Below are 23,743 nucleotides of genomic sequence, written 5' to 3'. Positions count from 1 at the left end.
TGGCGACTAGTGCGCTTTCCCGAGAAATGATCCTCCACTCGGCTTAATTAGTCAAAATTATGTTATCATGGAAAAGGAATACTTTTATACAAAAATGATCAGCAGGAGTTGAAATCCACGTTATGACTCATTTTGATGATGGATCTAAACGTAGATCCTACCGCTTCTCGTACTTACTCACTTTGGTGACGTTAATTCTGTTATCGGTCGTTTATAAACCGATCAGCCAGTTTTTTGAAGCCCTTGGTATTCCTATACAATCAGGAGGCATTACCGGCTCGTTTCTCGTGTTCTTCCTGAGCTTGGGGCTCATTCTAACACTGTATCGGCTAATCTTCAGAGTATTCCCCATCATTACCCGGCCTGGTCTCAAAGTATACGTATTAATCAGTCTACTCTTCCTATTGTTTACCGGGTTCTACGAATACAGGAGCACACACCGCACAGTTGAAGCGGCCGTGTTCAATGGGAAGCATGCTTTTCTTGAGGCATCTTTCAGGGTTGATCATGCTGAAATCATACAACCAGAATCATCGCCGAACAAGGCGTATGCTCTCTTGGTTACACCTGGAACAGGATTGCATTTATCAACCTATACCAAGGGATGGTTCGGATGGAACACTTCATTTGCAACAATAGTGTACCCTCCTGCTGAAGATTCCTCTTCTCCCTCCGTATTCTCGAAGACAGACAAGTATTCATCACTCGTCCTTGGCATATATAGAAGCCTGGAACCCTTTCAGGTCCAAGTAAATGGTCAGCCGGTCCATACCATACATTATCAGCAACTCAAGCCATATGTCAGTGAAGATTTGTACATTTGGTACTACGAATACCCGCCGGGCATGCTCGAGAACATGGATAAGGTTCATCTCACTGCCCATGACGTCAATGGAATTATGGTGGATCGACTTGACTTATAGCAGGATACAAAAAGACGCTCCTTCATCTGCCAAGCGGCAAGACAGAAAAGCGTCTTTTTAATTTCTGTATTCTAAAACCTAATCCTCATGCTGTTCCATGAACTCGGCCATCATCCGCTGTTTCACTTCCCAGACCTCTTCACTCAGATTAACACGGTAAATTTCCGGATTCAGCTTCCGCAGATACTCCGGCCAGAACTGATCCAGCTGCGCATCATGATAGCTGCGAATCTCCTCGAGCTTCGGCAGCTCATACACCAGCTCGCCATTCATGAATACCGGTTCAAGCATGGACACCGCTTCAAAATTCTTCACGTTCTTGCGCATGTAAGGATGCAGCGGATTAAACAGCTTCAGCTTACCGCTTTCCGGGGGCATCTCCTCTTCCGGGAAGCAGATGTAATCGGCGATTGCTTTGCCGCTGCCCTTGGATATGATGCGGTACACTTCCTTTTTGCCTGGCGTGGATACTTTTTCAGGGTTGCCGGAGATTTTGATGGTTGGTACCATCTTGCCGTCAACCTCCCGCTCCACCAGCTTGTAGACGCCTCCGAGTGCAGGCTGGTCGGCCGCCGTAATCAACTGAGTACCGACGCCCCAAGTATCGACCTTGGCACCCTGTGCCTTCAGATCCAGAATCGTACCTTCATCCAGATCGTTGGACGCGACGATGCCGACATAGTGAAGACCGGCCTCATCCAGCATCTTCCTCGCCTGAATCGACAGGTAAGCCAAATCCCCGCTGTCGAGACGAATGGCATTCATACGCTTCCCTTGGGCCTCCAGCTTCTTCGCCGTTACAATGGCATGGGGAATCCCGCTTTTCAACGTATCAAAGGTATCCACCAGCAGCGTCACTTGATCCGGCATAACCTCGGCAAAGATATCAAATGCCTCCTGCTCGCTCCGGAAGGTCTGCACCCAGGAATGCGCATGCGTACCTTTTGTCGGGATTCCGAACTTTTCGCCTGCCAGCATATTCGATGTCGCATGGAAACCGGCCAGATACGCAGCACGCGCGCCCCAAACCGCCGCATCCGCTTCCTGTGCACGTCTTGTGCCAAACTCCAGCAAGGTATCCCCGCTGGCAACCTGACGGATACGGGATGCTTTCGTTGCGATCAAGGTTTGAAAGTTCATGAAGTTCAAGAGTGCCGTTTCAACCAGCTGTGTTTCAAAAATGGTGCCTTCCACTCGAATGAGCGGCTCATTCGGGAATACCAGCGCCCCCTCTTTCATGGAATGAATATTCCCTTGAAAACGGAACCGGCGAAGCTCCTCCAGAAATTCAGGTTTATACTTCTCTTCCTGTTTAGCCAAATACGCTATATCATCCTCCGAGAATCGCAAGGACTCAATATAATGTACAATCCGCTCAAGACCGGCAAAAACCGCGTATCCGTTGCCGAATGGCAGCTTCCGGAAATACCCCTCAAACACCGCACGCGTATGGTGAGAGCCATTAATCCAGTGAGCGTACATCATATTGATCTGGTATTTGTCCGTATGCAGTGCTAATCCTGCTGTCAGCATCACGATCATCCTCCACTGTTCCCCGGTTCAACTCTGCTTCCGGGTGTTCAAGCTGTCTATTGATTAAGAACTTCCTCACTTCGTACTACCGATGCCCCGAGACTTCCTTGAAAGTGGGATAACGCCCACTTGTGTCCTTCCGGATTGAAGCTTGCGACGGCATCTTCATAAACCGTAATCCGATATCCGTCATTATAAGCATCCACTGCAGTATGCAGCACGCAGATGTCCGTGCAAACGCCGACGAGATCGACTTCGGTAATCCCACGTTCCCGCAGCTTCTGATTCAGATCCGTACCGCAAAATGCGCTGTATCTCGTTTTATCCATCCAGTAGACGGCATCCTTGCGTTCCTCATATACCTGCTGAAGTTCACCGTATAATTCCCGCCCACGGGTTCCCCGAATGTTATGCGGAGGAAACAGTTTGGTTTCGGGATGATAAGCGTCATTGTGCTCATGCAGGTCGACGGCCATTACAACAAAATCACCACGGTCGCTGTATAGCTTAGTCAGCTGAGCGATTGTGCTTTGAATGTTGATGGCCGGTTCGCCTACGGGCAGATTGCCATCCACGAAATCATTCGTGAAATCTATCACGATCAAGGCTTTCATCTGACACACTCCTCTACAACATGATTAATGTGATCGATAAAATAACAGCGGGTGAATCCATCCTACGTATAAATGGATAGCAGTGGTGCATGATCCGTAAATCGATACAACTGGGCAGGCCGTTGGGAGTATTGATTGGAGTTTAGCGGCTTGCCGTTCTCATCCCGGGCTTCTTCCAGTATCCCCTGCCTGCTGCGGGTCGAGGTGATTTTGCGGATAAAATTGGGCTCGTTGAACTCGGGCACAACGGTCTGGATGACCTGATATAACTCACTCAGTGTAAAATGCTCCGGTAAAAACTGCCGCGCAATCGTCGTTTGCAGCATTTGCTGCTGAATCTTGCGGTATGCATCCAACATGATATCCCTGTGGTCAAAAGCAAGCTCCAGCTCCTCCAAAGCTTCCGCAACCGTAAACAGCCCCACCTCTTCGGCATCATCGGCAGCCTGGCGGTGCTCCAGCATCCATTCCTCTACAAGCGCGTAGAATGCATGGCTAATAATCCAGCCCCTTGGATCCCGTCCCGGTGCGCTGTACACGCCCAAGTACTCCAAATGGCCGCCGTCCACCCCGGTCTCTTCTTTCAGTTCCCGTTTGGCGGCATCGTAAATAGACTCACTCTCACGGCAAAACCCGCCGGGGAGTGCCCACATACCCGCACATGGCCATGATCTGCGCCTGATCAGCATCACCTTAAGCTCACGCAGGGGCAATGTCTTGGTGAAGGTTTTTCGTTCCCGCTTCGTCAAGGTAAACATGACGATATCGGCGGGCACACCATCCGGTGTTCTGTATTTCTTGGCACTGCTCTTTGGCGTCTGTTCGCGATCCGTCATTTCCATCACCATAACTATTATTTTGATAATTTCATTATGACATATTTAAAGATGATGTCAAGGATTTCCTGACATCATCCTTTTTATAAGTTTACTATGCCCTATTCATTCCCATTCTGTGCATGATGTAACAAGAATAGAAAAGGTGCGGAACCATTCCGCACCTCGTTTCATCTATCCGCAGCTGCTTGGCGGCGTATCTTTTCCTGTTTCCACATTCACTTTTTCCGAAACGGTATCATGAATCACGGATACGACCAGCTGAAGAAGATAATTAATGTCGCTTTGACTTTGCTGGAACTCCATCACGAGCGGAATACCGTCAATCTCCTCTTGCAGTTCTTCGATCTCCCGTTCGATTTTGGCGACCATATCCTTGTTCTGGAACGTTTCAAAAGCTACGATTTCTTTTTGCTTTTTCTTAATGGTTTTAATGAGGTTTTGGACACGTTCGTGATTCTGGATCTTCTCTTCCGCTTGCTTAAACATCTGAACTTCCTCGCTAGTGGATATTAAATCCGCCAGCTCGCCGGCTTTTGCCAAAATATCGTCGCGTATAATCAATTCACGTGTATTGTAAGTTGACATACCGTATGTGTTGGTACGAACATGATCATGTGCCAAGGTTCATCGCTCCAATTCTTCATCATCTATATGGGAATATGCAGCACCGACCGGATTCAATTCGCGGCCCTATGCTGCATTTGAATGCTGCCTGCTCCTCTATTATACCGCATCCGAGGCAGGAATCGTGTCCGGGATCATATCCCCCTTGATATACCAGGTCTTCGTATCCGTAATTCGGACATTCACGAAGCTGCCTACGAGGTCCGTTGAGCCTTCGAAATGCACCAGCTTGTTCGTTCGCGTGCGTCCCGACAGCATGGAGTCATTGTTCTTGCTGACTCCTTCTACCAGCACTTCCACCGTAGATCCAAGCAGCCTGTCGTTGCTCTTGCGGCTGTACTCATTAATGGCGGCATTCAAACGCTGAAGACGCTCGCTTTTGACCTCCATCGGTACGTTATCCTCCATCACCGCCGCTGGCGTTCCTTGGCGTGGAGAATATATGAACGTGTAAGCGGAGTCGTAGCCCACCTCCCGAACCAGGGACAGCGTCTCCTCAAACTGCTCATCGGTCTCACCGGGGAATCCGACAATGATGTCGGTGGTAAACGCGACATTGGGAATCGCCTTCTTAATCTTATGGGCCAGCTCCAAATATGTCTCGCGCGTATATTTGCGGCTCATTTTTTTGAGCACTTCCGAGCTTCCCGACTGCACCGGCAGATGAATATGCTCGACTAGGTTACCACCCTTCGCCAGCACCTCAATCAGATGATCATCAAAATCCCTTGGATGGGATGTCGTGAAGCGAACACGCGGGATATCGATCTTGTGAATATCATCCATCAGATCGCCGAAACGATACTTGATATCTTCAAAATCCTTGCCGTATGCGTTCACGTTCTGACCGAGCAGCGTAATTTCCTTATACCCTTGCCGGGCTAATTCGCGAACCTCAGCAATGACATCCTCCGGACGCCGGCTGCGTTCCTTGCCGCGGGTGTAAGGGACGATGCAATATGTACAGAATTTATCACAGCCGTACATAATGTTGACCCAGCCGCGGAGACCTTCTCTCTTTTTCGGAAGATTCTCAACAATGTCGCCCTCCTTGGACCACACTTCAACCACCATTTCCTTGCTGAAGAGCGCTTCCTGAATAAGGTGAGGCAGACGATGTACGTTGTGCGTACCAAAGATCAAGTCCACGAAGCCGTGCTTTTGGAGAATTCGATTCACGACCGATTCTTCCTGCGACATACAGCCGCAAACCCCAAGCAGCATATCCGGCTTCTCCGTCTTCAAATGCTTCAGGTGACCGAGTTCGCCGAACACTTTGTCCTCCGCGTTCTCACGAATGGCACATGTATTGAGCAAAATGATGTCCGCTTGCTTCCGATCCTCGGTTGCCCGGTAGCCCATCTGCTCCAGCAGTCCCTTAATCGTCTCGGAATCATGCTCATTCATCTGACATCCGTACGTATACACGATATAATGCTTGCCAGCCCCGATGGTTCGAAACGCTTCCGGCAGCTCGGTATCATACAATACTTCGACACTCTGCTTGCCGCGCTGTTTTTCCTGTCTATGATTAGGCTCCGAAAGTATGTTAATTTCCCGGCCATTGATGCGAATTCTCTTCCCGTGTTCGTCTTCCGAGAGAACTTTGGCTCCTGAAAAATCAAAATACTTGGAGTAGTCCTTACTTTCTTTGGACATGCTAGGTCACTCCTTAGATCCACAAAATCTCTGGTTTAACATGACAAAATATCATAATTAGTACGTGTTCAAAAAGTCAGGTTTTCAGCACCGAGAAGGTTGGATGAAGCTAGGGACTGAGGAGCGGAGCGTAGGCAAAACCTACGTGAGCACCGGAAGGCCCGGCTGAATTCAATATTCGATGTCGATTAAGCTTCATGTGCTGCTTCGTGATCAAAAGATGACTTTTTGAACTACCTCTAATTAGGCACTGTTTTAAATTATATCATGATCTTATTGCCTAAGCTACCACCTTGGCGTTATTGAGGCCAAACCCTAAACAGATGATCTCTTTCTTTCAAAGAGGCTCCCCGAAACATGGAACCCTTGGGACATTTCAAAAAAGAGCCTGAGGTCGAAATGAATCGACTCAGGCTCTTCCAGCTGCGAACGCTTAACAGCAGCACATGCGTGACACATACAGTATGTTCATGAAGGTTTACTGAAGCTATAGATTAATCAATAATTTCAGCAGTGTCTCCGGTTTTGGCGCCAGCAGCGTTAGCTTCATCGGTATCGATGTGCATGTCGAGCGCAAAATTGTCGGATACGCGGGCAATGACGTTCTCCAGAACAAGACCGCGTTCGCCGCCTAAGCGTACCTTCAGCAGGTCCTTGTCTTTAATCCCCCATTGATCCGCATCGGATGTATGGAAGTGAATGTGACGAGCGGCTACGATGACGCCTTCATCCACCGTTACTTCACCAGCCGGGCCTTTAATCGTGATACCCGGGGTTCCGGCGATGTTTCCGGATTCGCGCACGGGTGCTTTCACACCGATCGCAAAGGAATCCGTGCGGGAAATCTCCAGCTGGGTTGCAGGACGTGCAGGTCCCAAAATTCTTACTTTATCGAATTGTCCCTTCGTTCCAATGACCGCCACCGTTTCGTTGGCTGCGAATTGTCCTGGTTGGGACAATGGTTTGAACTCTGTAAGCTGATATCCAGGGCCGAACAATGCCTCAATATGCGCTTGGGTTAAATGAATATGGCGGGCGGATACACCCACAGGTACAGTTTTACTCATCTGTCTCACTCCTTGTTTTTCTCTATATGCTGTACATGCCATCACCTATTATACTCTCTATTACCCAAAAATAAAAAGGCAACCCGGGTGATTCAGGCCGCCTTCTTCTGTTTCTTGAGCAATCTGCAACAGGATTGTCAAAGTTATCCTCGAATCATGGTCGTTATGCGAAATTATTATGCTTGGGCTGACAATGAAGGCAAATTCTGCTCTAGAAAATGGAGGGCACCCTCCGACATCCAGCCCTTTACCATCGATTCCGGATAATGTTTAAGCAGCAGCTCTTGAAAAACCGGATACCGGCCCGGATGCTCGAGTCCGGCGACCCATTGATCAATCCCGTCGAAATCCGAACCAAACATGATGTGCTTCTCACCGCCCAGCTCACAAATTTTCTCGATGTGCGACAATACGTCCTCCGGCTTCACGCGATCTACTCCGCTGCGGATAAACCAGGGCACAAACGTGATGCCGATCATTCCGTTCAGCGCGATTAATGCCCGTATCTGTTCATCATTCAAATTCCGGGGATGCTGGCAGACGGAGAACGCATTGGAATGCGAGGCTATGATGGGGCGCTTGGTTAGCTCCGCGAGCTCCCAGAAGCCAGCTTGGGACAGATGGGACACATCCAGAATGATGCCTATCGAATGGCATAGCTCTACCAGCTGACGCCCCCGTTCCGTGAATCCCCCATTTCGCTGCTCCAATGCTCCATCTGCAGCCCAGTTCGCATAATTCCAGGTAACCCCCATAAAACGCACGCCCAGCTCAAACAAAAGCTGGACATAATACAAATTCCCCTCCAGCCCGTCAGCGCCTTCCAGCGACAGAACGCCGAACCGTCCCTGCTGCCCTTGTCTGATCTCTTGAAGTTGTTCCTGCCAGAGCAGGGGCTTAAGATGACCCGGTTTGACGATGCGGCTGCGATAAGTATCGATTTGTGCCAGCACCCGTTCAAAGGACGGTCTCCCCCAGTTCTCCGATAAAAAAACAGCAAACACCTGAAGGGCCAGATCCCCCTCCTCCATGCGCTGTTTCGTTACATCCAATTGCGGGTCATCCACAAAGGAGGCTTGTGGATCTTCCCACATTTTGCTCAAAACGTCACAGTGAAAATCAACCGTCCGCATCGCGCCGTTCATCTCCTTTCTAAACTTGCCACAGCAAAAAGCCTGTTTACACCACGGAGAGTAAACAGGCTAATACCTCAACATTCGAAATTTATCTAGGTTCTACGATCAATTTAATTGCCGTCCGGTCTTCGCCATCAATCACAATATCCGTAAAAGCAGGGATGCAAATCAAATCCACCCCGCTCGGTGCTACAAATCCCCGGGCAATCGCTACCGCTTTAATGGCCTGGTTCAGTGCTCCCGCCCCAATCGCTTGCAGTTCCGCTCCGCCCCGCTCCCTAAGAACTCCAGCGAGCGCCCCTGCAACTGAATTAGGATTGGATTTTGCTGAAACTTTTAATACTTCCATGGTAAGTACCTCCCCTGGGAATGTTGAGTGATGGTTTGCTTCCGCTTACTAGATGTTATTCGTGAGAGGGGAAAAAATTCCTGCTTTTTACCATCCGTTCCTAATTTAATTAAACGGATTCCGCCTTTTTTAATCCATCCGCCATTCGTCTTCGTACATGCGGATTTTCTGTATTTTCCGGGCTCTTCCCGTTTCCTCATCCATATCCACGCATACGGCATGGAACTGCCATTTGCCTTCGTCGACCTGGAAACGAGCAGGAAGCTGGGTTTTGAACTTATACATCACCGCATCGCGCTGCATGCCAAGGATGCCTTCCTTGGAGCCCACCATGCCGGTATCCGTAATGTATGCTGTTCCTCCCGGCAGTATGGTATCATCATTGCTTTGCACGTGGGTGTGCGTTCCGACCACCATCGAGGCGCGGCCTTCCAGATGCCATCCCATGGCAATCTTCTCCGAGGTGGCTTCGGCATGGAAGTCCACCAGAATGCACTTCGTCTTCTGGCGTAGCTCATCCACAATGTCATCGGCGGCGCGAAATGGGCAATCGATCGCTGGCAGGAATGTTCGTCCCTGTAAATTCACGATCGCCAGCTGTTTGCCGTTCGCTTTGATGATCGTGTATCCGCGGCCCGGGGTGCCGGGCGGAAAGTTTGCCGGACGAATCATGCGAGGCTCATCATCGATAAACTCAAAAATATCCTTATTATCCCACGTGTGGTTTCCCAAGGTGATGCCATGAATGCCCCAATTGAAAAATTCATTGGCGATGGCCGAGGTAATGCCGCGTCCTGAAGCTGCATTCTCCCCATTGGCAATAATGATGTTAGGATTATATTTGGACTTCAGCTCCGGAAGGGAAGCCTTCAGAGCTTTACGTCCTGTACTGCCGACAATGTCTCCGATGAATAATACTTTGATGTCAATCACTCCTTCAGGGATGCTTGTCCTGATTCCCGGCAGGACCGTTCCCGATTCATAAATATCCGAAACTGTATTTTCGGATTTCTTAAAGATAAAAAGTGGCCGGATTGCGGCCACTTTTTAAGGTCCAAACTCTATTTCGCGTAATCCACCGCTCGGGTTTCCCGGATAACGGTGACTTTGATATGACCCGGATAATCCAGCTCATTCTCAATCGTTTTGGTAATGTCGCGTGCCAAGCGGAATGCTTCGGCATCATCGATTTTCTCAGGCTGTACCATGACACGAACTTCACGTCCCGCTTGAATGGCATAGGATTTCTCAACGCCTTCAAAGGATTCGGAAATTTCTTCGAGCTTCTCAAGACGACGGATATACGTCTCAAGCGTCTCTCTGCGCGCTCCCGGTCTGGCAGCGGACAATGCGTCGGCTGCGCCCACCAGCATGGCAATAACCGAAGTTGCTTCACAATCACCGTGATGAGAGGCAATGCTGTTGATAACCACCGGATGTTCCTTATACTTCTTCGCCAGCTCCACGCCGATTTCAACGTGCGATCCTTCCACTTCATGATCCAGCGCTTTACCGATGTCATGCAACAGTCCTGCCCGTTTCGCAAGCACGATGTCTTCGCCCAATTCGCCGGCCATCAGGCCAGTCAAATAGGCCACTTCCATGGAGTGTTTCAACACATTTTGTCCATAACTCGTACGGAATTTCAGTCGACCCAGAATTTTGATCAAATCTGGATGCAAACCATGAACGCCAACCTCGAAAGTGGCTTGTTCTCCATACTCGCGAATGCGTTCGTCCACTTCCTTGCGGGATTTCTCCACCATTTCTTCGATACGAGCCGGATGAATCCGTCCGTCTGCCACGAGCTTTTCCAAAGCTGTACGGGCAATTTCACGGCGAATCGGATCAAAACCGGAGAGAATAACAGCTTCCGGAGTATCATCGATAATAAGGTCAATCCCTGTAAGGGTCTCAAGCGCACGAATATTCCGGCCTTCACGTCCGATAATCCGGCCCTTCATTTCTTCATTCGGCAAGGTGACAACAGATACCGTGGTCTCAGCTACGTGATCAGCCGCACAGCGTTGAATAGCCAGCGTGATGATCTCGCGTGATTTCTTATCTGCCTCTTCCTTCGCCTGCTGCTCGATTTCTTTAATCATCTGAGCGGTTTCATGACGAACTTCCTGCTCAACATTACTGAGAATAATGCTGCGGGCATCCTCCATCGTCAAGTTGGAGATGCGCTCCAGTTCTGTCGTTTGTTTCTTGTAAATGGCATCGATTTGCTGCTGGGTTTCCTCTATTCGTTTCTCTTTGTTCGCCACTTGTTCTTCTTTACGTTCCAAAGATTCTATTTTTTTATCCAGCGACTCTTCCTTTTGCAACAATCTGCGCTCCTGCCGTTGAATTTCATTCCGGCGCTCGCGAGTGTCTTTTTCAGCTTCGGCTCTGATTTTATGAACTTCATCTTTTGCTTCGAGAACCGTTTCTTTCTTCAATGCTTCTGCTTCCTTCTTCGCACTTTCGACGATCTGCAAAGCGGCATGCTCGGCACTGGAAATTTTAGCTTCTGCAAGGGATTTGCGAATAAAATAACCGAACCCAAAGAATATAGCGGCTACAACGAGAACGATTATGATCCACCAAATTGGATGCATCTGATCACCTCCTCGTTGGTTCCTCCAAGGCATTCCTTGGGAAATGTTCAATTGTCAGGTTACTCATTCATACATAAAATTTTCCGGCAGTGGAAGCTGCCGTCCATACTGCGCACGCCGTATCACGTACGCAAATTCCGCCTTAACCAGCGGAATACATTTCACTATGAATTGGCGATTTAAGAATCTTTCACAAAGTAGTCACTTTTTTGGAAGGAAAAAGGATTCTAATTTATGATAAAAAGATTCATATTTATTTTAGTATTTATAAAAAGATATTGTCAAGGGAAAGCAATGGGTAAACGTCAGTTTCATCCAATGAAACCATTTCTTTCACGAAAAAGTAGCCAAATTGCCCTTTATTCGAAATCTTCCAGCTCGTCGTCCCACTCGCCCTTTTCCTGATCCTCATCAGCCAGACGTTTGAGTACCTGACGCACCTGATCCCCGCCGAAGCCCCTACGCATTAAATATGCTCCCGTTTTACGTTTGCGATCCAGCATCTCCCCATGAGTTTGCTGCCATTTTTTCCGTCCTACGGCGAGCGCGCTCTCCAATTCGGCATCTGCACTGATCTCGCCCAATGCCTCGGTGATCAGCTCCGTGCCGATTCCCTTTTGCCTCAGCTCCTGTTTGACCCACAGCCGCCCCTTCTTATGGCTCGTCATGCGCTGCTCCGTCCACATCTTGGCGTATAACGCGTCATCAATCAGCTTGTCCTTCTCCAGGCGCTCCAGCGTTGTCTCCACGCTGCTCGGCTCGAAACCTTTTTGCTGCAGACGCTGGGTGATCTCCTTGGCTGTTCTTGGTTTCCTGGCCAGATGATTCAGCGCCTCTACGTAAGCCCGCTGTCGCTCATCGGCCACGATAATTTCTTCCAGCTCTTCCTTGCGAAAAACATTTCCCTTGAACATCCGGTATTTCAGCATCACATCTTCATGAACGGTCATGAGGTACGGACCAAACGCGATTTGGTATCGGTGTTTGGGCTTTTTCAGCATTTCCACTGATGTTACAACCAAATCCTCGTGATCCGGAAAATGCCCAATACCTGATGATTCTGCCTGCTCCGACATTTCTTTATTCTCTTTTTCCATATGTCGCTCCTCTCACTACCGCACCACTCTGAATATAACCAAGACTGCATCTCAAGTCAGAATTAAATGCAAAGAAGACCGTCTGGCGTTACAAACACCGGACGGTCCTCAACACTGTCATCGTTAACCAGCAATTTTACTACTCAACTTTAAACAACTCTTGCTCTTCTAATTCCTCTTGTTCCTTATCCTTCTCGGAAGGCTCAGGAACAGCCGTGGTCAGATTGCTGGCTTCACGGATTTTGTTCTCGATAACACTAGCAATCTCCGGATTCTCCTTCAAGAATTGCTTCGCATTCTCACGTCCTTGGCCAAGACGGTCACCTGCATAAGAATACCATGCACCGCTCTTATCCACGATATCCAGATCCGTACCGATATCGATCAGGCTTCCCTCTCTAGAGATGCCTTCGCCGTACATAATATCGAGCTCAGCCTGTTTGAAAGGTGGAGCTACCTTGTTCTTAACAACCTTAATCCGTGTGCGGTTACCCACCACATCGTTCCCCATCTTAATGCTCTCAATTCGACGCACGTCCAAACGAACCGTGGAATAGAACTTCAGAGCACGTCCGCCAGGCGTCGTCTCAGGGTTACCAAACATAACGCCGACCTTCTCGCGAAGCTGGTTGATAAAGATGGCAATCGTTTTCGATTTATTAATAGCACCCGACAATTTACGAAGAGCCTGGGACATCAGACGAGCTTGCAGACCCACGTGGGAATCACCCATGTCGCCTTCAATCTCGGCTTTCGGTACAAGCGCGGCAACCGAGTCAATAACGATGACATCGACAGCACCACTGCGTACCAGAGCTTCCGCAATTTCCAGCGCCTGCTCACCCGTGTCCGGTTGGGAGAGCAGCAATTCATCGATATTAACGCCCAGTTTGTTTGCATACGATGGATCCAGAGCATGCTCGGCATCGATAAATGCAGCCTGTCCACCAGCCTTCTGAACTTCCGCAATAGCATGGAGGGCTACTGTTGTTTTACCGGAGGATTCCGGTCCGTACACTTCAATAATCCGGCCTCTAGGCAAGCCGCCGGTTCCTAAAGCTATATCCAATGCCAACGATCCGCTCGGCACAATCTCTACTTGCATGTGGGTGGATTCACCCAGTTTCATGATGGAACCTTTTCCGAACTGTTTCTCTATCTGACGAAGCGCCATTTCCAGCGCAGCACGACGATCTGACAATTGTTCCACAACCCTTCACTGTTGATAGTCATATCATACCTTGTTTTGACACGTTTGCCAAGCTTTTTTTCGAACATACATTCGTTTTTTTTATTCAGCTCCCCTTCCCGTATATGCTCCATGCCTTATGTATAAACAACAAGAACCGTGGCAACATCATTCGATATGCCACGGTTCTTCCGTATTTCCCATTATACTTGGAACCGTTCGTTAATTCAAGAAGAGGTACCAAGCAAGGTGTAAATTATTTACTTTTCTTGAAAAGCGGGTTTCTCTATTCAGCAATACTAAACCTGTTTGGAGGCAACAAGACGCTGCCAAAGCCGGTAGAGCAGCGCCTTCGTTGCACGGAGCCGGATCGTCTCACGGTTCCCCTGGAGGTGCAGCTCGTGCACTTCCGTTTCTTTTCCCCGTTGAGACAATCCGATGTAAACAAGACCTATAGGCTTGCGTTCAGCGTACCCTGGACCTGCCACACCCGTTACCGATAAACCAAAGTCGCTGTCGGTCACCATTCGGACATGATCCGCAAGCGCTTCGGCAACCTCCGCACTGACGGCTCCCGGCGCATCATCCCCCTCAAGCAGCGCATGCGGGATATGAACAAGCTTCTCCTTGATCTGATTGGTATAACAGATGATCCCGCCAAGGAACATCGATGCGCTGCCGGGGATGGAGGTCAGCGTCTCCGCTACAAGGCCTCCCGTGCAGCTCTCAGCAGCGCTCAGCGTCCAGTTATGATCCGCCATCATATCCACGATGACCTTCTCTATGGGCACATCCTCATTAGCATACATAAATTCAGGGCCTCTCTCCTGTATCCGGGCTTCCAGTTCATTCAGCCGGACCATCGCCTCAGCCTCGCTGGCGGCCTTCGTGGAGATTCGGACGGTGACCTCCCCTTCCTTGGCATACAAGGCGATCGTCGGATCGGTCTGGGCCGTAATCAGGTCCTCCAGGCGCTTATCAAGCGCGGACTCCCCGATGCCTGCGAATTTGAGCATCTTCGAATAGATGGGAAGCTCTCCCGTAAGCACATGCTGCAGAAGCCAAGGCTTGGCCTCCTGCTCAAACATCGGCATCAGCTCTTTCGGCGGTCCCGGCAACACAATATAATGAGTGCCTTCATACGATACCGCGTTCCCGACGGCGAGGCCTGTTTCATTCGGAAGCGGTGTCCCTCCCTCAATGGCCAGGGCCTGGCGCCGATTGTTCTCGGTCATAACGGATCCCCGTTCATGGAAGAAACGTTCAATCCGGTCCATCGCCATCCGATCAATATGCAATGAACGATTCAGAAAGGATGCGAGCGCATCCTTCGTCAGGTCATCCTGTGTGGGGCCCAGGCCGCCGGACAGAAGCACGATATCGGCTCTGCCGCTGGACAGCCGCAAGGCCTCCTTGAGCCGCTCCATGTTATCCCCGACAACGGTTTGATAGTATACATCGATTCCCATTGAAGCAAGCTGTCTGGACAAATACTGTGCATTGGTATTCACAATCTGTCCAAGCAAAAGTTCGGTTCCAACTGCAATGATTTCTGCTTTCATGATTCGTCGATCCTCCTGTATCTTCTATATCTTCTATCTCTTCACCAGTACTCGCCTTCACTATGTTCTTACCCTGCGGAAGAAAAAAGCAATAGGATAGCTCCTATTGCCGTTATGCCCCGGTACCTTTGAGCAGGTGCCTGTTCTGGACAAAGTATTCGATTCCCGAATAGATCGTAATCATCGCGGCAGCCCAGATTGCAATGACATCAAACGGAATTCCCAAGAATACAAACGGGAAATTATTGATCAGAAGCGCGACAATCGCCACGATCTGAATCACCGTCTTGATTTTTCCTGATTGACCTGCTGCAACGACTGAACCTTCCAGGAGCGCAATTTGTCTCAATCCAGTAACCGCGAATTCTCTGCTAATGATGACAACAGCAATCCAGGATTCGCATTTCCCCATCTCCACAAGCGATATGAGGATCGCTGCCACCAGCAGTTTGTCCGCGAGCGGATCCAGAAGTTTACCCAGGTTCGTCACCATATTGTTTTTCCGGGCCAAATACCCGTCAATCCCGTCCGTGCTTGCAGCAAGTATGAATATCAATGCCGCAACCAATTGGTTGTAAGGAAGGACAAAATCATTCCACACAATAGGAGCCGGATAAAAATCAAAATCCACCAGCAGAAAAATCATCATGACAGGGATCAAGCAAATGCGGGCCAACGTGATACGATTGGGTAAATTCATGGGGCAACCTCCCTTGCAACGGGTTGTCTTGAAATTTTCGCAGACCCCGCGACTGTTATCCGACTGTAATTCAATAGGGTCGCTCTTCCCAAGAGCCTAAAGGGTTCGAAGCGTGAAGCGCTGTCTGTCATATTCATCCCCCAGTAATCTATGTATACGTTAATCCTTATATATCGTTTTTTAGTATAATATTTCCGTTGACACCCTGTCAAAAGAAACAAACCTGTCCATCCAATCCTATATGAGCCGGACGGCGGCGTTTATTTAAAATTGGTGAACTGCAGGTCCAGCGAAAGATCCGCTTTGCGAAGCAGCTGCATGATTTGTTGGAGATCATCCTTGTTTTTTCCGGTTACCCGAATTTGGTCACCCTGAATCTGACTCTTGACCTTCAGCTTGGAATCACGGATCAATATATTGATCTTTTTCGAATTTTCCTGATCGATCCCTTGCTTTAAGGTCAAACGCTGGCGGACGGTGCCCATGGAAGCCGGCTCGATCTTGCCGTACTCCACATTTTTCAGCGACAAGCCCCGTTTCACCATCTTCGTTTGCAAAATATCAATAACGGCGTTGAGTTTATACTCGTCATCGGATGCAATGACCAGCGCGTCCTTGTCCAGCTTCAAGCTGCTCTTGCTGCCCTTGAAGTCAAAACGGTTCTCGATCTCCCGCTCCGCCTGATTAACTGCATTGCTAAGTTCCTGCATATCCATTTTGGATACGATATCAAATGAATTTTCTGAAGCCATGGTGAATCCTTCCTTTCATTTGGCGATAATGCTTCTATTATAGGTAAAACCATGAGCCAAGTCTAATCCTGTACCCGATCAGCAGATGAATGTGGAACGAAAAAGACTCCGCTTATCGCAAGCATCCTGCGAAAACGAAGCCTGTTCCGTCAACTGCTAGCTTTCTCATCATGCACCGGACGGCGGAACATGCTAAGTATACCGAGCAAAATATGTGCCAGTCCAAAGCCTAATATGCCATATCCCCAGTCACTTGGAATCAGGTAATAGCCCAAGAGGCTGACGATAACGCCTAATCCGAATATAATCCAGTTGACCGTCACGAAAGCATCACCTCTTCCAGGAAGTGAAATAACAGCATGCAGCTGCATGCTGTTATGATGGCCCGGAGGAGAGACAATTATTCTACATCCGTGGTGCCTGTCGTGTCTGAAGTCCCTGTAGTGTCCGTAGTGCTGGTGTCCATAGTCCCTGTGGAACCATCTGCCGGCTCCAGCAAGATACGCGACGTTGATTTTCCATCCGTTACGGGCTGGCCGCCAACCGTAATGGTGGTTGCAGCGGAATTCCCCGATTTCACGTAGAGTCCCTGGCTATCCAGGTCAAAGCTGAGCGAAGCACCATTCTCAAGCATTTGGAAAGCCAGCTTCTCTCCGGAGGTATTGTAACCACGATACACTTCTACCCAGCTCTTTCCATCGCTGGTTGCCACAATCTCAACCTTCACAGACGAGCCTGTTACCTTAAATACGGTGTTCTTGCCTTCCGTCCGGTCCTGCGTCACCGTAGTTTCTCCAGGCGTTGTATTTCCCGGTTCATCGATGTCCGTGCCATCTGTTCCGTCCGTTGCGTCTGTACCTTCACCGTCTGTGCCTTCGTTCCCATTACCGGTATCATCCGTGGAGTTGTCGCCGCCCTGCGCTCCGTCGCCAGGCGTGGCGGGATCCGTATTGCCTGTGTCTTCCGGCTTCTGCGCTTGATCCGTCTGCGTCTGATCATTATTGCTAACCGGAGGTTCATCCTTAGGTTCATTCGAATTGATTGCCACCAAATAAATGACAACAACGATCAGAATCGGGAATGTCCACATCAGCAGTGTAGGCAGCCATTTCATGTTCCGTTCGGCTGAAGGTCTGGTGGCACGTTTTTGAATAACCGGTTCCATGGTCGCTTCCGGTTCGGATTTAGGCACATCCTGTTTATGGCCTTCAAGCAGTTCGTCCGGGTCAATCCCCACCGCTTCCGCATAGGTTTTGATGAATGCCCGCACGTAAAAACTGCCGGGAAGTACTTTGTAATCCCCTGCCTCGATGGCTTCCAAGTATCGCTTGCGTATTTTTGTCATTTCCTGCACATCATCAAGGCTCATCCCTTTTTGTAGACGCGCCTCCCTTAATTGCTGTCCCAGTTCGGACATGCCATCACCTCCTACTTTAGAATTTCGTGGTCAAAGTCAAAAAAATATTATAAATCGTCACTATAAGAGCCCGTGAACGTATCATAAACGATTTCCTCTTCCGGATTGTTTCGCAATTCGATTATAATGTCGAAATCCTCATAGGAATATTCGGATTCACGAACAAAAATATCCGGATGCTCGATCACCTTCGTGCTCTCCATCCCCATAATATCCTGCAGGAGCTGATAGTGGCGCTCATTCGATCGGATTGTGCTGACAATCCCGTCAATGATAAAAATGTTGTTCGAATTCATCTCGTCCTCGGAGAGTTGACTGCGAATGGTTTGGCGAAGCAGCGTAGAGGAAACAAACGTCCAGCGCTTCATCGCACAGACACTGCCCGCGATAATGGACTCGGTTTTGCCGACACGCGGCATTCCGCGAAGACCGATGACCTGATTACCTTCCCTTTTGAACAATTCACCCAAAAAATCAACAAGTAAACCGAGCTCATCACGCGTAAAACGAAACGTTTTACGATCATCCGAGTCCCGGTCAATATATCGTCCATGTCGGACAGCCAAAATATCCACCAGTTTCGGGGGTCTCAAGGCTGTTACCGTAATATTTTTCATTTTGTTTAACATTTTGCCCATCAGGATAATTTTTTCTTCATCATCCGTTTCCAGCAGCATTCCGCGAGTTTGGCCTTCCACGCCGTTAATTGTCAGTATGTTCACTTCGAGCATACCTAACACGGATGCAATATCACCGAGCAAACCAGGCCGGTTCTTATGTATCTTGTATTCCATGTACCATTGGTTCGATTCCACAAAGACACCTCTTTGCACTTCTTTTCCATCAATATTCGACAAATTCCAGCGAAAATTGCACGCAAAAACTGGTCAAATTAAAAATGGGTCACGTTAATGATATATAAAATAAAAATGAAAGGCAAGTATTAACGATGACATGAAAATTACATTCTTTTTTCTTGACAAAAAGCCCCCGTTGGCGGGGGGCTTTTTGCAAGAAGGTTATGCGTTGTTCTTGGCCAGTTTCACCATCAGGCGCGCGATAACGTGGCGTTCTTCCTCGTTACCTACATCCCACAATTCTTTCAGTGCCCGGTTGGATGAGTTTTGCGGATCAATCTTCTCATCGAGGAAATCACCGATCTCATAAGCCAGCTGAGAAATGGTGTCTTCACTCATACCCGCTTTCTCGGCTTGAACGACGCGCTCGCCCAGAAATTTCTTCCAGGAATCAAAGTTTTTGATTACGGATGACATGAATTAAATCCTCCTTTTGCGTGGTGGCAATTCAGATTTAAAGTAACAATAGTAATATGTCCCCGTAACCAATACCTTATGAGTGGTGAATTGCACCACGAATGACGATCAGGTTACCCAGCCGCCATTCGGGCTGATCACTTGCCCGGTAATGTAGCCTGACTCGGGCAGCGCCAGAAAATACACCAATGAAGAAATCTCATCGGGCTGCGCCAATCTGCCGACCGGAATTTCATCCTCCAGCATGCGAATCTCATCCGATTCCAGATGCCCCAGCATAGACGTATCCACCGCACCGGGTGCAACGGCGTTCACCGTCACGCCTGATGGAGCAAGCTCCTTCGCAAGGGCCTTCGTAAAGGCGTTAACGCCGCCCTTGCTTGTTGAATACAATACCTCGCAGGAGGCACCCGATAAACCCCAAATCGAGGAAACATTGATAATCCTGCCAAAACGCTGCGAGATCATACGCCCCATAAACGCCTGGGAACATAGAAACATCCCTCTCAGGTTAATGGACATCAAAGTATCCCACTCTTCTTCCGTCACGTCGGACAGAAGCCCGTAATGGGATACCCCGGCGTTGTTTACCAGGATATCCGGCTCCATATCATGACTCTGAAGCTTCTCTTTCATGCGCAATATTTGCTCTTTGTCGCGAAGGTCTGCGGATACAGTTAATACCTTAGCCCCATAGGCCATACAGCGGCGGGCAACTTCATTGGCCGCTTCATGCGAATTCATATAGTGAATAACCACATTCATGCGTACTGAGGCAAAGCGCTCGGCAACTGCCGCTCCAATGCCTCTGCTCGCACCCGTGATCAGTACCGTCATTTCCCCGATCGGTTTCAATTCTCTTCCCATGTCTTGCTTCATTACGGACTCACAACGATCGATACGGCCAATTGCTCCCAATCGACATGCTCCTGCAGTCGGCGGTTTACATCCTCTAGGGTAATGGATTCATAAACCGGAAGAACCTTGAAGAAATCCGCCCCGCGGAATTGGTAGCGTGTGAATTCATGAGCAATGTTTTCCGGGGAATTGAGCATGCGCAAGTATCCGCCCATTTTCTTTTTGCGGGCACGTTCAAAGTCGGAAGCCTGAAACCCGGTTCCCTTGAGCTTATCCACCTCAGTGCGGATGCGTGCCAGAAGTTGATCCGGATCCTTCGTATCTCCGCCAACCGCAGAGAATGCATACTGGGGTGAACTATTATACTCATGGCCGAAGCTGTCGGAAATTAAATCTTCGTCATATAACTGCTGATACAATTCCGTGCTGGATCCGAAGAGGAGGTCCATCATCAGCTTCGTTGTCAATTCGCGGCGCAGCTGCTCCTCGGCTGTTAAGCCGACCAACTTCTCCTTGAAGCCGAACAGGCATTTCGGCAGCGATACGGCCAGGCGGCTCTCTCTTCGCTTCTCTTCGACTCCCTGCGGCTCCGGATCGAATAAACGCTCAATGGAACCTTGCTTCTCATATGATTTCCCGGCTTGATTCGAACGGATCAGGTTCATCGTTTCCTCGGGATCGACGCCACCCACCACGAATAGCAGCATGTTGCTCGGGTGATAAAATGCGTTGTAGCACGTATACAGATCTTCCTTCGTAATCGTCCCGATGGATTCTACCGTACCGGCAATATCGATATGCACCGGATGCACCTTGTACATCGCTTCGATAAGACCGAAGTACACTCGCCAATCCGGATTGTCCTGATACATATTGATTTCCTGCCCGATAATCCCCTTTTCCTTCTCTACGTTCTGATCGGTAAAGTAAGGGTTCTGCACGAAATTGATCAGCGTCTCCAAATTTTCATGAATGTTCTCCGTAGCCGAAAAGAGATACACGGTCTGGTCAAAGCTTGTAAAGGCATTCGCGGAGGCGCCGTTGGAGGCAAACTTGGCAAATATGTCGCCTTCTGGCTCCTCAAACATTTTGTGCTCAAGAAAATGCGCAATGCCGTCAGGAACGCGAGTTTCGGACTCGCCTTCGACCTTGAAATGGTTATCCACCGAGCCGTATTTGGTTGCGAAGGTCGCATAGGTTTTCTGGAAGCCGGGTTTAGGCAGCACATACACGTGCAGACCGTTATCCATCACTTCGTAATACAGCGTTTCCTGCAGGTTGTCATAATGAATGCTCTCCACCGGCTATTCCTCCTTTTGACCTTTCAGGAAATAGATCGTATCCAGCGAGAATGCCGCAGCGGCCTGCTTCACATCAGCCACTGTAATGCCTTCCACCTGCTGCAGCAGCTCATCCGGCGTACGTTCCCGACCCGATAACGTGCGATTAAAATCATAAGCGATCATCTCAAAGGCTGAATCCTGCATTTCCTTAATTACGTTGCGGATCATCGCTTTCGTTTGGGTCATTTCGATATCCGTAATGGTACCCTTCGCCATGTCTTCGAGCTGCTGGCGAATAATTTGGACGGCCTTCTCAAAATTTTGAACCTCGATGCCGGACTGGATGGTAGCAATCCCTTTATGGCCGTCATATCGGGACGACGCGTAATACGCCAGGCTTTCCTTCTCCCTCACATTAACGAACAGCTTTGAATGCGGGTAACCGCCCAATATCCCGTTATACAAGAGCGCGGCGGCATACTCATCATCTCCGTAAGTAATCGTGCTTCTCAGACCCATGTTGAGCTTGCCTTGATTAATGTCCAGCTTCTCCACGACCGTCTGCGTCTCGTTTGCCGCCGTTCGTGTGGAGGAAGGAACATAATCCTTACTTCCTGTTCTGTTCAGTTTAAAATGCTCCTCTACGAGCTTCTTCACCTCATCCAAACTCGTATCGCCTACCACATATAAATCCAGAACGGATTCATTAAGCCAATTCTGATAGGACTCATACAAGCCTTCCGGCGTGATACCGTCAAGATCCTTCCGTTCTCCTAGCGGATGCAATCGATACGGTTCGTTCTTGCACATGACCTCAATGCAGCGCTCCGCAGCGTAACGAATCTTATCATTGACGATGGACTCCAGCTTCTTGCGGACTGTGTCACGTTCGGTCTGTACATAAGATTTGCGAAATGCTCCATTCTCTAACACAGGCTGGGTGAAAGCCTCGCCCAAAAAAGCAAATGAAGAGCGCAGCAGGCTCTCCGGACTCTTAACAAAAGAGTCATTGATCGTATCCATGCGAAAGTGCACGATCTGATAATCGCCGCGCTTATACACGTCAAATCCAAATCCGGCGCCGTACAGCTGCTCCAGCTGTTCTCGGAAAGCTCGCGTTTCCGGGTAGGAAACGGTCCCTCTGCGCAGCACAAAAGGTGTGAGCGCGGTCGAGGTCACGGTTTCTTCTGCTAACGGACTTCCGGCGTAAAGCGATATCGCAAATGTCTTGAATCGGTTGGTCGGCAATACGTGAATCCGTATTCCTCCGACTGTACCGTGTTCAAATTCCGTTTTCGTCAAGGTCCATATCCCCTTACATCATGGATTGTCGTTGCCAAAATTTACTTCATAGATAACTTTCATTCTAACCCATTGCAAAGTGAAGAAGCAACCGAAGACAAGCCCCGGTTGCTGTTGTTTACGGCTTACATACAGAAGATATGTTGACCGATGGTTTTGACTTGAGGACGGGTCCATATCCATGGCGAGGTGGCCGTTTTCGGATTAAAATAGTACAGACAACCCCCTGTCGGATCCCAGCCGCTCAGCGCCTGCTGTACCGCTTTCTTCGCCTGCTCGTTCGGTTCAAGCCATATTTGACCGTCGGCTACTGCGGTAAAGGCTCTCGGCTCAAATATAACCCCATGCGGCGTGTTCGGGAAGCTTGGTGATTTTACCCGATTGAGAATAACCGCCGCTACGGCAACCTGGCCTTCAAACGGCTCTCCGCGCGCTTCGCCATAAACGGCATTGGCCATGATTCTCAAATCGTTCTCTGAAAGGCCCATTGAATCAGATGATGCTAGGTTGTTATTGCCGCCTTCTTTGTTTGCTGAACCGCCACCACCGGCTCCGGCCGCTGCACCGCCGCCGCCTTCATGAAGCTTCGGAGCGGTTGGACGAAAGTCCTTGGTAGCATTATACAGTTTAAGCTTGACCTTCGGACCTACGATACCGTCGACCTTCATGCCAAACTCCGATTGGAACCATTTAACGGCTCCTTGGGTTTTGGAACCAAATACGCTGTCGATTTTACCATGATAAAAGCCCAGGTGTTTCAGACGGCCTTGGAGCTCATACACATCTTCGCCAGTAGAACCGAATTTGATGGTCTGCTGGCTAAACGTTGGCAAAGCTTCCTGAAGATTCGAATGATCTGCTTTAAGGCCTCCCTGAGCGAAGACAACGGCAGATAACAGAATCGCAATGCTTATCAGAATCCAGATTCTTGAGTTTTTCATGCTGCGCTCTACCTTTCTCTT

At 49.1% G+C, this 23,743-nt stretch carries 24 protein-coding genes; 1 reads left to right on the top strand and 23 read right to left on the bottom strand.

What is annotated here, in order from left to right:
* Positions 1–122: 122 nt before the first annotated feature.
* A complete protein-coding gene (locus ACETK5_RS07220; RefSeq protein ID WP_100538003.1) occupies positions 123–923 on the top strand; it encodes a hypothetical protein in 801 nt (266 codons plus the stop codon).
* A 78-nt stretch (positions 924–1,001) separates the two neighbouring features.
* Here ACETK5_RS07220 and ACETK5_RS07215 read toward each other — a convergent pair whose 3' ends face one another.
* From ACETK5_RS07215 to sleB, 23 genes are all read right to left on the bottom strand, one after another.
* On the bottom strand, positions 1,002–2,456 hold the full coding sequence (locus tag ACETK5_RS07215; RefSeq protein ID WP_100538004.1) for a nicotinate phosphoribosyltransferase: 1,455 nt from the start codon (positions 2,454–2,456) through the stop codon (positions 1,002–1,004).
* Between the two features lie 56 nt (positions 2,457–2,512).
* Positions 2,513–3,070 carry a cysteine hydrolase family protein gene (locus ACETK5_RS07210; RefSeq protein WP_100538005.1) on the bottom strand — a complete coding sequence of 186 codons (558 nt, stop codon included), beginning with the start codon at positions 3,068–3,070 and terminating at the stop codon, positions 2,513–2,515.
* Between the two features lie 62 nt (positions 3,071–3,132).
* Positions 3,133–3,918: an NUDIX hydrolase gene (locus ACETK5_RS07205; RefSeq protein ID WP_100538006.1), complete on the bottom strand. Its 786-nt coding sequence runs from the start codon at positions 3,916–3,918 to the stop codon at positions 3,133–3,135.
* A gap of 162 nt (positions 3,919–4,080) precedes the next feature.
* Positions 4,081–4,530, bottom strand: a complete 450-nt coding sequence (locus ACETK5_RS07200) for a YlbF/YmcA family competence regulator (protein ID WP_009590459.1) — start codon at positions 4,528–4,530, stop codon at positions 4,081–4,083.
* 102 nt (positions 4,531–4,632) lie between these two features.
* A complete protein-coding gene (gene miaB, locus ACETK5_RS07195; protein WP_100538007.1) occupies positions 4,633–6,192 on the bottom strand; it encodes a tRNA (N6-isopentenyl adenosine(37)-C2)-methylthiotransferase MiaB in 1,560 nt (519 codons plus the stop codon).
* A 494-nt stretch (positions 6,193–6,686) separates the two neighbouring features.
* Positions 6,687–7,259, bottom strand: a complete 573-nt coding sequence (pduL, locus tag ACETK5_RS07190; protein WP_100538008.1) for a phosphate propanoyltransferase — start codon at positions 7,257–7,259, stop codon at positions 6,687–6,689.
* Between the two features lie 176 nt (positions 7,260–7,435).
* On the bottom strand, positions 7,436–8,392 hold the full coding sequence (locus ACETK5_RS07185) for a dipeptidase (protein WP_100538009.1): 957 nt from the start codon (positions 8,390–8,392) through the stop codon (positions 7,436–7,438).
* Between the two features lie 91 nt (positions 8,393–8,483).
* A complete protein-coding gene (locus ACETK5_RS07180) occupies positions 8,484–8,744 on the bottom strand; it encodes a stage V sporulation protein S (protein ID WP_006211249.1) in 261 nt (86 codons plus the stop codon).
* Positions 8,745–8,873: 129 nt separating this feature from the next.
* Complete coding sequence (locus ACETK5_RS07175) at positions 8,874–9,677, bottom strand: TIGR00282 family metallophosphoesterase (protein ID WP_100539449.1); 804 nt, start codon at positions 9,675–9,677, stop codon at positions 8,874–8,876.
* A gap of 128 nt (positions 9,678–9,805) precedes the next feature.
* Positions 9,806–11,347, bottom strand: a complete 1,542-nt coding sequence (rny, locus tag ACETK5_RS07170; RefSeq protein WP_096774480.1) for a ribonuclease Y — start codon at positions 11,345–11,347, stop codon at positions 9,806–9,808.
* Positions 11,348–11,706: 359 nt separating this feature from the next.
* The gene (locus ACETK5_RS07165; RefSeq protein WP_394054822.1) at positions 11,707–12,444 is read right to left on the bottom strand and encodes a regulatory protein RecX; all 738 of its coding nucleotides are present in this window, start codon (positions 12,442–12,444) and stop codon (positions 11,707–11,709) included.
* A gap of 139 nt (positions 12,445–12,583) precedes the next feature.
* Positions 12,584–13,645 (bottom strand): recombinase RecA, encoded by a 1,062-nt coding sequence (gene recA, locus ACETK5_RS07160; RefSeq protein WP_326113726.1) that lies wholly within the window; start codon positions 13,643–13,645, stop codon positions 12,584–12,586.
* 287 nt (positions 13,646–13,932) lie between these two features.
* Positions 13,933–15,195, bottom strand: a complete 1,263-nt coding sequence (locus tag ACETK5_RS07155; protein WP_394054820.1) for a competence/damage-inducible protein A — start codon at positions 15,193–15,195, stop codon at positions 13,933–13,935.
* Positions 15,196–15,307: 112 nt separating this feature from the next.
* On the bottom strand, positions 15,308–15,895 hold the full coding sequence (gene pgsA, locus ACETK5_RS07150; protein WP_100538013.1) for a CDP-diacylglycerol--glycerol-3-phosphate 3-phosphatidyltransferase: 588 nt from the start codon (positions 15,893–15,895) through the stop codon (positions 15,308–15,310).
* Between the two features lie 260 nt (positions 15,896–16,155).
* Positions 16,156–16,647, bottom strand: a complete 492-nt coding sequence (locus tag ACETK5_RS07145; protein ID WP_100538014.1) for a YajQ family cyclic di-GMP-binding protein — start codon at positions 16,645–16,647, stop codon at positions 16,156–16,158.
* 149 nt (positions 16,648–16,796) lie between these two features.
* On the bottom strand, positions 16,797–16,970 hold the full coding sequence (locus tag ACETK5_RS07140) for a DUF4175 domain-containing protein (protein WP_146746999.1): 174 nt from the start codon (positions 16,968–16,970) through the stop codon (positions 16,797–16,799).
* 77 nt (positions 16,971–17,047) lie between these two features.
* Positions 17,048–18,064: a helix-turn-helix domain-containing protein gene (locus tag ACETK5_RS07135; protein ID WP_394054818.1), complete on the bottom strand. Its 1,017-nt coding sequence runs from the start codon at positions 18,062–18,064 to the stop codon at positions 17,048–17,050.
* 47 nt (positions 18,065–18,111) lie between these two features.
* Positions 18,112–18,879, bottom strand: a complete 768-nt coding sequence (locus ACETK5_RS07130; RefSeq protein WP_100538016.1) for a DUF3388 domain-containing protein — start codon at positions 18,877–18,879, stop codon at positions 18,112–18,114.
* A 204-nt stretch (positions 18,880–19,083) separates the two neighbouring features.
* Positions 19,084–19,338 carry a DUF3243 domain-containing protein gene (locus tag ACETK5_RS07125; protein WP_100538017.1) on the bottom strand — a complete coding sequence of 85 codons (255 nt, stop codon included), beginning with the start codon at positions 19,336–19,338 and terminating at the stop codon, positions 19,084–19,086.
* A 108-nt stretch (positions 19,339–19,446) separates the two neighbouring features.
* On the bottom strand, positions 19,447–20,217 hold the full coding sequence (ymfI, locus tag ACETK5_RS07120; RefSeq protein WP_071220144.1) for an elongation factor P 5-aminopentanone reductase: 771 nt from the start codon (positions 20,215–20,217) through the stop codon (positions 19,447–19,449).
* Positions 20,217–21,497 carry an EF-P 5-aminopentanol modification-associated protein YfmH gene (gene yfmH / locus ACETK5_RS07115; protein ID WP_394054815.1) on the bottom strand — a complete coding sequence of 427 codons (1,281 nt, stop codon included), beginning with the start codon at positions 21,495–21,497 and terminating at the stop codon, positions 20,217–20,219. Before yfmH ends, ymfI begins: the two co-directional genes overlap by 1 nt.
* A 3-nt stretch (positions 21,498–21,500) precedes the next feature.
* On the bottom strand, positions 21,501–22,781 hold the full coding sequence (yfmF, locus tag ACETK5_RS07110) for an EF-P 5-aminopentanol modification-associated protein YfmF (protein ID WP_326112996.1): 1,281 nt from the start codon (positions 22,779–22,781) through the stop codon (positions 21,501–21,503).
* A gap of 125 nt (positions 22,782–22,906) precedes the next feature.
* Positions 22,907–23,722 carry a spore cortex-lytic enzyme gene (gene sleB / locus ACETK5_RS07105; protein WP_394054812.1) on the bottom strand — a complete coding sequence of 272 codons (816 nt, stop codon included), beginning with the start codon at positions 23,720–23,722 and terminating at the stop codon, positions 22,907–22,909.
* Positions 23,723–23,743 lie beyond the last annotated feature (21 nt).

The organism is Paenibacillus ilasis, from assembly GCF_043195395.1.
Lineage (GTDB): Bacteria > Bacillota > Bacilli > Paenibacillales > Paenibacillaceae > Paenibacillus_AQ > Paenibacillus_AQ lautus.
The sequence above is the reverse complement of the archived record's forward strand: the minus strand, read 5'-3'. Positions and strand labels throughout refer to the sequence as shown.

Coding starts and splice junctions, on each gene's coding strand:
- ACETK5_RS07220 (WP_100538003.1), top strand. CDS start 123: ATGACTCATTTTGATGATGGATCTAAACGTAGATCCTACCGCTTCTCG.
- ACETK5_RS07215 (WP_100538004.1), bottom strand. CDS start 2,456: ATGCTGACAGCAGGATTAGCACTGCATACGGACAAATACCAGATCAAT.
- ACETK5_RS07210 (WP_100538005.1), bottom strand. CDS start 3,070: ATGAAAGCCTTGATCGTGATAGATTTCACGAATGATTTCGTGGATGGC.
- ACETK5_RS07205 (WP_100538006.1), bottom strand. CDS start 3,918: ATGGTGATGGAAATGACGGATCGCGAACAGACGCCAAAGAGCAGTGCC.
- miaB (WP_100538007.1), bottom strand. CDS start 6,192: ATGTCCAAAGAAAGTAAGGACTACTCCAAGTATTTTGATTTTTCAGGA.
- pduL (WP_100538008.1), bottom strand. CDS start 7,259: ATGAGTAAAACTGTACCTGTGGGTGTATCCGCCCGCCATATTCATTTA.
- ACETK5_RS07185 (WP_100538009.1), bottom strand. CDS start 8,392: ATGCGGACGGTTGATTTTCACTGTGACGTTTTGAGCAAAATGTGGGAA.
- ACETK5_RS07180 (WP_006211249.1), bottom strand. CDS start 8,744: ATGGAAGTATTAAAAGTTTCAGCAAAATCCAATCCTAATTCAGTTGCA.
- rny (WP_096774480.1), bottom strand. CDS start 11,347: ATGCATCCAATTTGGTGGATCATAATCGTTCTCGTTGTAGCCGCTATA.
- ACETK5_RS07165 (WP_394054822.1), bottom strand. CDS start 12,444: ATGGAAAAAGAGAATAAAGAAATGTCGGAGCAGGCAGAATCATCAGGT.
- ACETK5_RS07155 (WP_394054820.1), bottom strand. CDS start 15,195: ATGAAAGCAGAAATCATTGCAGTTGGAACCGAACTTTTGCTTGGACAG.
- pgsA (WP_100538013.1), bottom strand. CDS start 15,895: ATGAATTTACCCAATCGTATCACGTTGGCCCGCATTTGCTTGATCCCT.
- ACETK5_RS07145 (WP_100538014.1), bottom strand. CDS start 16,647: ATGGCTTCAGAAAATTCATTTGATATCGTATCCAAAATGGATATGCAG.
- ACETK5_RS07135 (WP_394054818.1), bottom strand. CDS start 18,064: ATGTCCGAACTGGGACAGCAATTAAGGGAGGCGCGTCTACAAAAAGGG.
- ACETK5_RS07125 (WP_100538017.1), bottom strand. CDS start 19,338: ATGTCATCCGTAATCAAAAACTTTGATTCCTGGAAGAAATTTCTGGGC.
- ymfI (WP_071220144.1), bottom strand. CDS start 20,217: ATGAAGCAAGACATGGGAAGAGAATTGAAACCGATCGGGGAAATGACG.
- sleB (WP_394054812.1), bottom strand. CDS start 23,722: ATGAAAAACTCAAGAATCTGGATTCTGATAAGCATTGCGATTCTGTTA.